Raw genomic sequence first — 9429 nt, 5'->3', positions numbered from 1 at the left:
CCACCTTCCATCACCTTGCAGCCGCGCTGCTGCGCGACGGTGGCGTTGTTGGTGTATTCGTTCCCGCAACGCCAGACGCGCTCCTGGGCAAGCGCCGGCAGGGCGAACAGGGAAGCGGCCAGGAGGAGAAGTGGTGCGGCAGTCTTCATGGGATCTTGGGGACCTCGAGGGCCCGGGAGAGCGCGGAAAGGCGCATTTTCATGCAATTCGACGCCCCCGATGACAGGATGTTCCGGCCCCAATGAAAAGGACGGCCGAGGCCGTCCTTTCGTGTTACTCCGAGCGGGAAACCGCGATCAGAGCGAGTAGTACATGTCGAATTCGACCGGGTGCGTGGCCATGCGGAAGCGCGTGACTTCCTGCATCTTCAGGTCGATGTAGGCATCGATGTACGCATCGGTGAACACGCCGCCCTTGGTCAGGAAGGCACGGTCCTTGTCGAGGTACTCGAGGGCCTGGTCGAGGCTGTGGCAGACGGTCGGGATCAGCGCGTCTTCTTCCGGCGGCAGATGGTAGAGGTCCTTGCTCGCGGCTTCGCCCGGGTGGATCTTGTTTTCCACGCCGTCGAGACCGGCCATCAGCAGCGCGGCGAAACCGAGGTACGGGTTCATCAGCGGATCGGGGAAGCGCGCTTCGACGCGGCGGCCCTTCGGGTTCGCCACGAACGGGATGCGGATCGAGGCCGAGCGGTTCTTGGCCGAGTAGGCCAGCTTCACCGGGGCTTCGAAGCCGGGGACCAGGCGCTTGTAGCTGTTGGTGCCGGGGTTCGTGATGGCGTTCAGGGCACGGGCGTGCTTGATGATGCCGCCGATGTAGTGCAGCGCGAAGTCCGAGAGACCTGCGTAGCCGTCGCCGGCGAACAGGTTCTTGCCGTCCTTCCAGACCGACTGGTGCACGTGCATGCCCGAGCCGTTGTCGCCGACGATGGGCTTGGGCATGAAGGTGGCGGTCTTGCCGTAGGCGTGGGCCACGTTGTGGATCACGTACTTCTGCAGCTGGACCCAGTCGGCGCGCTGGATCAGCGTGCTGAACTTGGTGCCGAGTTCCATCTGGCCGGCGTTGGCCACTTCATGGTGATGCACTTCGACCGGGATGCCCAGCGATTCGAGCACCAGGCACATTTCCGAACGCATGTCCTGGAAGCTGTCGACCGGGGGAACCGGGAAGTAGCCACCCTTGACCGCGGGACGGTGGCCGCTGTTGCCGTGCTCGTATTCCTTGTCGGTGTTCCACGAGGCTTCTTCGGAATCGATCTTCACGAAGCAGCCCGACATGTCGTTCTTCCAGCGCACGCCGTCGAACACGAAGAATTCGGGTTCCGGACCGAAGTAGGCCGTGTCGCCCAGGCCCGAGGCCTTCATGTAGGCTTCGGCGCGCTTGGCCAGCGAACGGGGATCGCGCTCGTACGGCTTGCCGTCGGTCGGGTCGATCACGTCGCAGGTCAGGATCATCGTGGTCTCTTCGAAGAAGGGATCGATGTTCGCGGTGTTCGGGTCGGGCATCAGCTGCATGTCCGACGCCTCGATCCCCTTCCAGCCGGCGATGGACGAGCCGTCGAACGCGTGGCCCGAGCTGAACTTGTCTTCGTCGAAGTGCGACACGGGCACGGTCACGTGTTGTTCTTTACCGCGGGTGTCGGTGAAACGGAAGTCGACGAACTTGACCTCGTTTTCCTTCACGAGCTTCATGACGTCGGCGACGGTCTTTGCCATCAATTTCTCCTGAGTTGGATGGGTGGTTGGGAATACAGGGATGCGGGATGCAGTTTCTGTGCCATTGTCGCCTGCGATGAACGGCCGGCGACGCGCACTTTGGCGGCCTGAAACAGGGTCGAATTCACCAAATTGGTGCGATCAAAATCAACGCACCAATTCTGGGCCAAGTTGCGCATTAAAAGTGTGCAAACCTTCGATGAGCTGGCCGTAGGCCGCGTCGAGCAGTTCCGGGTCGCCCTTGACGCCGAGCTCGATATGACGGCCGTACTGGGGGTGATCGACGCTCGGCAGGCTGAAAACCTTGATGCGCGCATGGCGCTCCTCGATCGCCTGCATCAGGGGCGTGAGGGTGGCTTCCATGGCACCGAAAACGATCACGGACTTCTCCAGGACCCGGGTCCGGACGAAAAGATCGGCATAACGGGCATCGAGCACCGACTCGATCATCGGCCAGGCCATGACCGGGAAACCGGGCACGAAATGGACGTCGCCCACGCTGAAGCCCGGGATCTTGTTGTAGGGGTTGGCGATGATCCGGGCGCCCTCGGGAAACACGCCCATGTTGAGCCGGTGGATGTTGTCGGGCCGGTCGGGCTCGTAGGCCACGCCCTGCTCGCGCGCCGTGTCCTGCATGCGCTCGCGGATCAGCAGCTCGGCCTCGGGATGCAGCGCCAGCGGCACGCCCAGCGCCTTGGCGGCGCACTGCCGGGTGTGGTCGTCGGGCGTGGCGCCGATGCCGCCGGTCGAGAAGACGACGTCGCCCGAGGCGAAGGCGCGCGCCAGCGCGGCGGTGATGCACTCGGGCACATCGCCCACGTATTCGGCCCAGCCCAGCTGCAGGCCGCGCGCCGCGAGCAGCTCGATCACCTTGGGCATGTGCTTGTCGAGGCGCTTGCCCGAAAGGATCTCGTCGCCGACGACGATCAGGCCGAATTCACGGGTCATGGGGATTTCCATTGGGAGAGAACGGCCTGGTCGGCCTCGATGGCGGCGGCGTCGCCCGGAATGGCGGCCGCCGTGGCGGCTGCGCGCTGGCCGCGCAGCTGCGCCAGCGCATCGAGGCAGTAGTGGCCGAACCACAGGGCCGAGAAGGCGAAGACCAGGGTGTAGATCCAGATCGCGAGCGGCACCAGCACGAAGAAGGCGGCCGCGAACAGCAGGCCCGAGGCCCAGACGATGCTGGGCGCGGCGCCCAGGTAGCCGCAGAGCACGCCGATGCACAAGAGCGGCAGCCGGTGCGCGCGCAGCAAGGTGGCGCGCTCCTCGGCGCTGGCGTGCTCGGCCAGCGCGTCGAAGCTCATGACGCGGTAGGTGAGCCAGCCCCAGATCAGCGGCGGCAGGATCAGCACCAGCGGGGGAATCAGCCACAGCGGCATCGAGACCACCAGCGCGAGCAGCGCCAGCACGGTCAGGCCGATGGAACGCGCGACGCTGCCGAAGAAGGAGGCGCCCTTCTTGCGCTCGAGCGAGGGAAAGCGGCGCTCGGCCACCAGCCGCGTGAGCGCCGGCGCCATGAAGCCGGCCACGATCAGGAGCGACAGCACCACGATCAGCGGCGTGGCCGCGAACACCACGGCGAGCGGCGCCAGCACCGAGGTGACGTCGCCCGAGAACAGCCGCCCGATCCATTCCCAGAAGCTGGCCAGCAGCGGCCAGGATTCGAGCGCGCCGCGCGTCCAGGCGACCGCGGCATCCCAGTAGAAGTAGCCGAAGACGGCGGCCAGCAGCACCATCAGGCCCAGCGGCACCAACGACAGCACGATCACGCGCGGCAGCATGCAATAGGCCACCGCGCGCCAGAAGGAGTCGAGGAGCAGGCGCATCGGGCCGGAGGATAACCCGGCGCGCCCCGAGTGGCCGTGAAGCCAGAGCCGGCGGCCGGGCGATTCGCCGGTTCGTGCGCACGCCGCGCGCAGCTGAGGCAGCTGGAGAGAAGCCGCCGTGCTCAACCGCGGCCGACCATGCGTTTCAGCCCCAGCCACTGCTGGGCCCAGAAACCCTGGCCGTAGTCGCGCACCTTGCCCGCGGCATCGGGCTCGACCTGGTCGCGCACGCCGGTCGGGTCGTAGCGGTTCTCGAAGTTGGCGGTCCCGAACAGCATGTCCCACCAGGGCAGCAGCACGCCGAAGTTGTGGCCGCCGAGCGTGCTCTTGCCGTTCGACTCGTGGCCCAGCCCGATGCTGTGGTGCAGCCGGTGGAAGCGCGGGCTGATCCACAACCGTTCGCCGAGGGCGCCGAAGCTCAGGCGCAGGTTGGCGTGCTGCAGGCTTTCGCTGAGCTGGGTGAAGGCGACGAAGGCGATGAACTGCCCCGGCGCCACGCCGATCAGCTGCGCCACGATCACGATCAGGGTGTCATGCAGGATATCGTCGAGCAGGTGGTTGCGGTCGTCGCTCCACATGGTCATCTGGCGCTGCGAGTGGTGCAGCGAATGCAGCCCCCACCACCAGTTGAACTGGTGCTGGCCGCGGTGGATCCAGTAGCCGACGAAGTCGAGCACCACGAGGTAGATCGCGAACGCGATCACCGGCACGTCGGTCACGCCGGGCCAGAGTTCGTCGAGGTGCAAGGTGCCCCAGCCGGCCGCGCGCAGGCTGCCCATGAGGTCGTCGAACACCGGCTGCAGCGTGAAGAACATCGCGAGCCGGAACAGGCCCAGCCGGTGGATCAGCGTGTAGAGCACGTCGATGCGGATCGCGCGCCGGTCGGTCACCGGCTCCACGGCGCGCCAGCGCTGCAGCGGGCCGATCAGCGCGACCAGCACCACGATCTGGATCAGGCCGACCAGCAGCCAGCCGGTGGCGTCGAAGGCGTCCTCGGTCCAACCGCCGAGGCCGATCGTATAGACGAAGGGCTGCACGACGGTTTCGAAGAACCAGCCCTGCAGCGAGGAGAAGAGATCCGTCAGCCAGTCGATCACGGAAGCCGCCTCAGGGATGCGATGCGATCCAGGCGCGGTAGTCGGGATGCTGGCGCAGCGTCTGGAAGCAGAAGCCCTTGGCCTTCAGGCCGACAATCAGCGGCTCGAGGTTGGCCGGCGCCCACGGATCCTTGCGCGACCAGATGCCCAGGTGGGCGAGCAGGATGTCGCCGGGGCGGATGGTGTCGAGCGCCTGCGTGAGCAGCTTCTCGTTGCTGAACTTCTCGCTCGGCAGTTCGTCGCCCAGGAAGCCGGCGGGCGCCCAGCCCACGTGCGCATAGCCGCAGTCGCGCGCGGCGGCCAGCAGCTTGGGCGAGGTCTTGCCGCCGGGCGCGCGGTACAGCGGCAGCGGCTTCTTGCCGGTGATCAGCTCGAGCCGCTCGGAGGACTTGCGGATGTTGGCGCAGTACTCGGCCGCGCTCCAGGTGAACTCGCGCCCGGCCAGCGCGCCCGCCGAGGGCTTGACGCGGAAGCTCGGCGTCACGCCCTTGAGGTCGGCGCGCCAGTAGACGTGGTCGTAGGTGTGGGAGCCGAACTCGTGGCCCTCGGCCGCCCTCGCCTTCCACCAGGCGGCCCAGTGGTTGTCGAGGCTGTCGCCGTCGGTCTGGGTGCGCTCGGCGGCGGCAAAGAAGGTGACGTGCACCTGCTGGCGCTTGAGCACCTCGGCCACCAGCGGCGCGATGCCCATGTGGCCGGTGTCGAAGGTCAGGTAGACGGGTTTCTCGCAGCTCGCCGCGGCACTCTGGGCGCCGGCGGGAATCGCCACCGCGACGGCCAGCAGCGCGGCCAGCCCCGCGGCCGCACGCCGGCGCGGGCTAGATGCGCTTCGCATGGTCGAGCGTCCAGACGCCGTGCGGTGAGCGGCCGACGTTCACCTGCCGCACCACCTTGCCGCTGGCCAGGTCGACCACGCTGAGCTTCTTGGCCCAGCGCGAGGTGACGTAGAGAGTCTTGCCGTCGGCCGACACGTCCATGCAGTCGGGGCCACCGGGCACCGGGTAGGTCTCGGTGACCTTGAGCGTGGCGAGGTCGATGCGGCTGATGGAATTGGCCACCCGGTTGCTCACGAACACGCTCTTGCCGTCGCCGGCCGAGCGGAAGGCGTGCGCGCCCTTGCCGGTCGGGATCTTGCCGACCAGCTTCGGCTGCGCGCCCGCCACGTCGAACACCTGCACGCCGTCGCTGCCGGTCAGGCCCACGAGCAGCGTCTTGTCGTTGTGCACGCCGTAGATGTCGGCCGGCATCGGGCCAGTGGCCACGCGCCAGCGGATGGTCTGCGTCGGCAGGTCGACGGCGATCATCTCGTCGCTGTCCTGCATCGTCACGTAGGCGATGGTGCTGGTGTTGTCGATCCAGATGTGGCTGGGCGTCTTGCCGGTGGTGATGCGCTTGGCGAGCTTCAGGTCCTTGCCGTCCCAGCGGTAGACGTCGACGTGATTGAGCCGGTTGGCCGCGGTCACGAACCACTTCATGTCGCGCGAGAACTGCAGCTGGTAGGGGTCGATGATCCCGTAGACCACGCGCTGGACCTCGGCGGTGCGCGGGTTCACGAAGGTCAGCGAATCGCCGGCCGAATTCGCCACGATGACCGACTTCTCGTCGGGCGTCATGTAGATGTGGTGCGGTTCCTTGCCGGTCGGGATGCGCTGCTTCTCGGTCCAGTCGACCGGATTGATCACGCTGACGCTGGCATCGAGCGAGTTGAGCACGAAGATCGGCGGGGGTTCCGGGGGAGCCGCGGTGGCGGCGAGCGGCGCCGTGAAGGCGATCGCGCCGAGCAGGCAGGCGGACAGCAGGGCCGCGGCGCGGCCGGTCGAACGGGAAAGAAAGCGCAAGGGAAGTTCCGGAAAAGGGCTTCGAATGTTAACGATCCGAACCGACGGCTGGCTGACCGCCAGCTGCCGAAAAGGCGGACAGTTGACAGTTATTTCGCAGGCGCGCGCAGGGCGGCGACCTCGTCGGCCGCCAGCCAGCGCCATTGGCCGGGCGCCAGGTCCGCGGGCAGCGCCACGGTGCCGATGCGCGAGCGGTGCAGCGCCTCGACGCGGTTGCCCACCGCGGCCAGCATGCGCTTGACCTGGTGGTACTTGCCCTCGGTCAGCGTGAGCCGCAGGTGCAGCGGGCTGTCGGACTCGCAGGCGGCCGCGCGCACCGGCTTCGGATCGTCGTCGAGCACCACGCCGGCCAGCAGGCGGGCGATCTGCTTGTCGTCGATCGGGTGCTTGGCCGTCACTTCGTAGACCTTGGGCACGTGGTGCTTGGGCGAGCCCATCTTGTGGATGAACTGGCCGTCGTCGGTCAGGAGCAGCAGGCCGGTGGTGTCCTGGTCGAGCCGGCCGATGGCCTGCACGCCCTGCACCGCGCCCTTGTTGGGCCGCAGCCGCAGCGGCGACGGCAGCAGCGTGTAGATGCTCGGGTAGGTCGAGGGCTTCTGCGAGCACTCGGTGCCGGCCGGCTTGTGCAGCATCAGGTAGGCCTTCTCGTGGTAGGCCCAGGCGGTGCCCTGCACGGTGAACTGCAGGCCTTCCGCGTCCAGATCGGTGGCGGGATCGTCGACCACCGCGCCGGCGATGGTCACGAGGCCCTGTTGGACCAGGCCCGCGCACACGCGCCGCGTGCCGAAGCCCTGGGAATAGAGGATGTCTTGCAGTTGCATGGCGAAAAGAAAAGGCGGCCGCGCTTCGCACGCGGCCGCCCTGGAGTGTCTCAGAAGGCGCGGACCGGTCCGGCGCCCTCCTCGCGACGGTCAGTAGCCCGCGGCCAGCCCGGTATTGCGGCGCGGATCGTTGGCGCCGTAGAAGCGGTTGTTGCCCACCGGCTTGCCGCCCAGGGTGGGCGCGCCCACGATGATCGCGGCCAGGTGGTTGGCCGGCTGCGGCACGCCGAGGTTGTGGCCCATGTCGGTCAGGATCTTGCGGGTGTCGGGGCTCAGCGCGAAGGTCTCGACGTTGGTGACGTCGGGCAACCATTGCTGGTGGAAGCGCGGCGCATCGACGGCTTCCTGCACGTTCATGCCGTAGTCGACCACGTTGAGGATGGTGTGCAGCACGGCCGTGATGATGCGGCTGCCGCCCGGCGTGCCGACCACGAACACCGGCTTGCCGTCCTTCGACACGATGGTCGGGCTCATCGAGCTCAGCGGGCGCTTGCCCGGGGCGATGGCATTGGCCTCGCCCTGCACCAGGCCGTACATGTTCGGCACGCCGACCTTCGAGGTGAAGTCGTCCATCTCGTTGTTGAGCAGCACGCCGGTCTTGGCGGCCGTGACCTTGGCGCCGAACCAGTCGTTGAGCGTGTAGGTGACCGAGACCGCGTTGCCCCACTGGTCGGTGATCGAGTAGTGGGTGGTGTTGCTGCCCTCGTGCGGCGCGACGCCGGGCTTGATGTCCTTGGAGACGCCGGCCTTCTTCGGGTCGATGGCGGCGCGGATCTTCTCGGCATAGCCCTTGTCGAGCAGGCGATCGAGCGGGTTCTTCACGAAGTCGGGGTCGCCCAGGTAGCTGTTGCGGTCGACGTAGGCATGGCGCATGGCCTCGATCTGGTAGTGCACCGACTGCGCCGAACGGAAGCCCAGGTCCTTGAGCGGATAGCCCTCGAGGATGTTGAGCATCTCGCAGATGATCACGCCGCCCGAGCTCGGCGGCGGTGCCGACACCACGCGGTAGCCACGGTAGTCACACTCGACTGGCGCCAGTTCGCGCGTCTTGTACTGGTCGAGGTCGGCCTGCGTGATGATGCCCTTGCCGGCCTGGCTCGAGGCCACGATGGCCTGGCCCACCCAGCCCTTGTAGAAGCCGTCGGTGCCGTTCTGGCTGATCGCGCGCAGCGTCTTGCCCAGGTCCTTCTGCACCAGCTTCTGGCCGACCTGGAACGGCTCGCCCTTGTTCAGGAAGATCGCGCCGGAGACCGGGTCCTTCTGGAAGTCGGCGGTCGAGGTCCAGAGCATGTCGATGTCGCCCTGCTCGAGCGCGAAGCCCTTCTCGGCGAGCTGGATCGACGGCGCGATCAGTTCGGCGCGCTTCTTCGTGCCGTACTTCTCGCGCGCGTACTCCATGCCCGACACCGTGCCGGGCACGCCCACGGCCAGGTGGCCGTTGGTGCTCAGGCCCTTGATGACGTTGCCGTCCTTGTCGAGGTACATGTTGGCCGTGGCCGCCAGCGGCGCCTTCTCGCGGAAGTCGAGGAAGGTCTTGCGGCCGTCGGCCAGCTGCACCGTCATGAAGCCGCCGCCACCGAGGTTGCCCGCGGCCGGATAGACCACCGCGAGCGCGTAGCCCACGGCCACGGCCGCGTCGACGGCATTGCCGCCGCGCTGGAGCACGTCGACGCCGACCTTGGACGCGAGGTGCTGGGCGCTCACCACCATGCCGTGTTCGGCCGCGACCGGCGCCTGCGACGCGGCCTGCGAAGCGCCGGCGGCCAGCGCGAGCGCGGCGGCGATCGCCGCGCGCAGTTGGGGGGTGGATGGAAGTCGATGCATCTGAATGTCTCCTCTTGAGATGTCGTTGGTTGCGGAGTTTGGGTGTGTGTCTGGCGAGGGTTCAGCCGGCGAGCAGTGCCTTGCGCCGCAGGTCGCGCAGCGCCAGCGCCACCTGCTCGCGGGCGAAGGCGCTCAGCGCCTCGGGATCGGTCATCTGCTCGTCGTTGCGCACGAAGCGCAGGCGGTCGGCGCGCACTTCGGTCTCGAGGTGTTCGACCAGCGCTTCGTGCGAACGGGTGCCGTCGAGCAGCGGCAGCAGCGCGCGCTCGAGCAGCGACAGGGCCACCGTCTCGTGCCAGCCGTTGCAGACCGTG

Annotated in this window: 8 protein-coding genes and 1 pseudogene; all 9 read right to left on the bottom strand. The window is 67.5% G+C overall.

Annotated features, from left to right (window positions below):
- Nucleotides 1-296: 296 nt before the first annotated feature.
- Nucleotides 297-1712, bottom strand: coding sequence for a type I glutamate--ammonia ligase (glnA, locus tag AC27VN_RS22755; RefSeq protein WP_093343384.1), 1416 nt, complete (start codon nucleotides 1710-1712; stop codon nucleotides 297-299).
- Between the two features lie 147 nt (nucleotides 1713-1859).
- Nucleotides 1860-2660 (bottom strand): competence/damage-inducible protein A, encoded by an 801-nt coding sequence (locus tag AC27VN_RS22750; RefSeq protein WP_490877983.1) that lies wholly within the window; start codon nucleotides 2658-2660, stop codon nucleotides 1860-1862.
- A complete protein-coding gene (locus AC27VN_RS22745) occupies nucleotides 2657-3538 on the bottom strand; it encodes an EI24 domain-containing protein (protein ID WP_490877982.1) in 882 nt (293 codons plus the stop codon). Before AC27VN_RS22745 ends, AC27VN_RS22750 begins: the two co-directional genes overlap by 4 nt.
- A 122-nt stretch (nucleotides 3539-3660) precedes the next feature.
- Entirely contained in the window at nucleotides 3661-4635 is a 975-nt protein-coding gene (locus tag AC27VN_RS22740) for a sterol desaturase family protein (RefSeq protein WP_490877981.1), read from the bottom strand.
- 10 nt (nucleotides 4636-4645) lie between these two features.
- Nucleotides 4646-5467, bottom strand: coding sequence for a polysaccharide deacetylase family protein (locus AC27VN_RS22735; protein ID WP_490877980.1), 822 nt, complete (start codon nucleotides 5465-5467; stop codon nucleotides 4646-4648).
- Entirely contained in the window at nucleotides 5451-6470 is a 1020-nt protein-coding gene (locus AC27VN_RS22730; RefSeq protein WP_490877979.1) for a YncE family protein, read from the bottom strand. Before AC27VN_RS22730 ends, AC27VN_RS22735 begins: the two co-directional genes overlap by 17 nt.
- An 89-nt stretch (nucleotides 6471-6559) precedes the next feature.
- Nucleotides 6560-7291 (bottom strand): pseudouridine synthase, encoded by a 732-nt coding sequence (locus AC27VN_RS22725; protein WP_057589615.1) that lies wholly within the window; start codon nucleotides 7289-7291, stop codon nucleotides 6560-6562.
- A gap of 90 nt (nucleotides 7292-7381) precedes the next feature.
- Nucleotides 7382-9001, bottom strand: a complete 1620-nt coding sequence (ggt, locus tag AC27VN_RS22720) for a gamma-glutamyltransferase (protein ID WP_281077905.1) — start codon at nucleotides 8999-9001, stop codon at nucleotides 7382-7384.
- 175 nt (nucleotides 9002-9176) lie between these two features.
- Nucleotides 9177-9429 (bottom strand): annotated as a pseudogene (locus tag AC27VN_RS22715) (hypothetical protein); the annotation flags it as partial.

This window comes from Variovorax sp. 20P10.2.4 (genome assembly GCF_058244205.1).
This window is presented reverse-complemented; position numbering and strand designations above follow the sequence as displayed.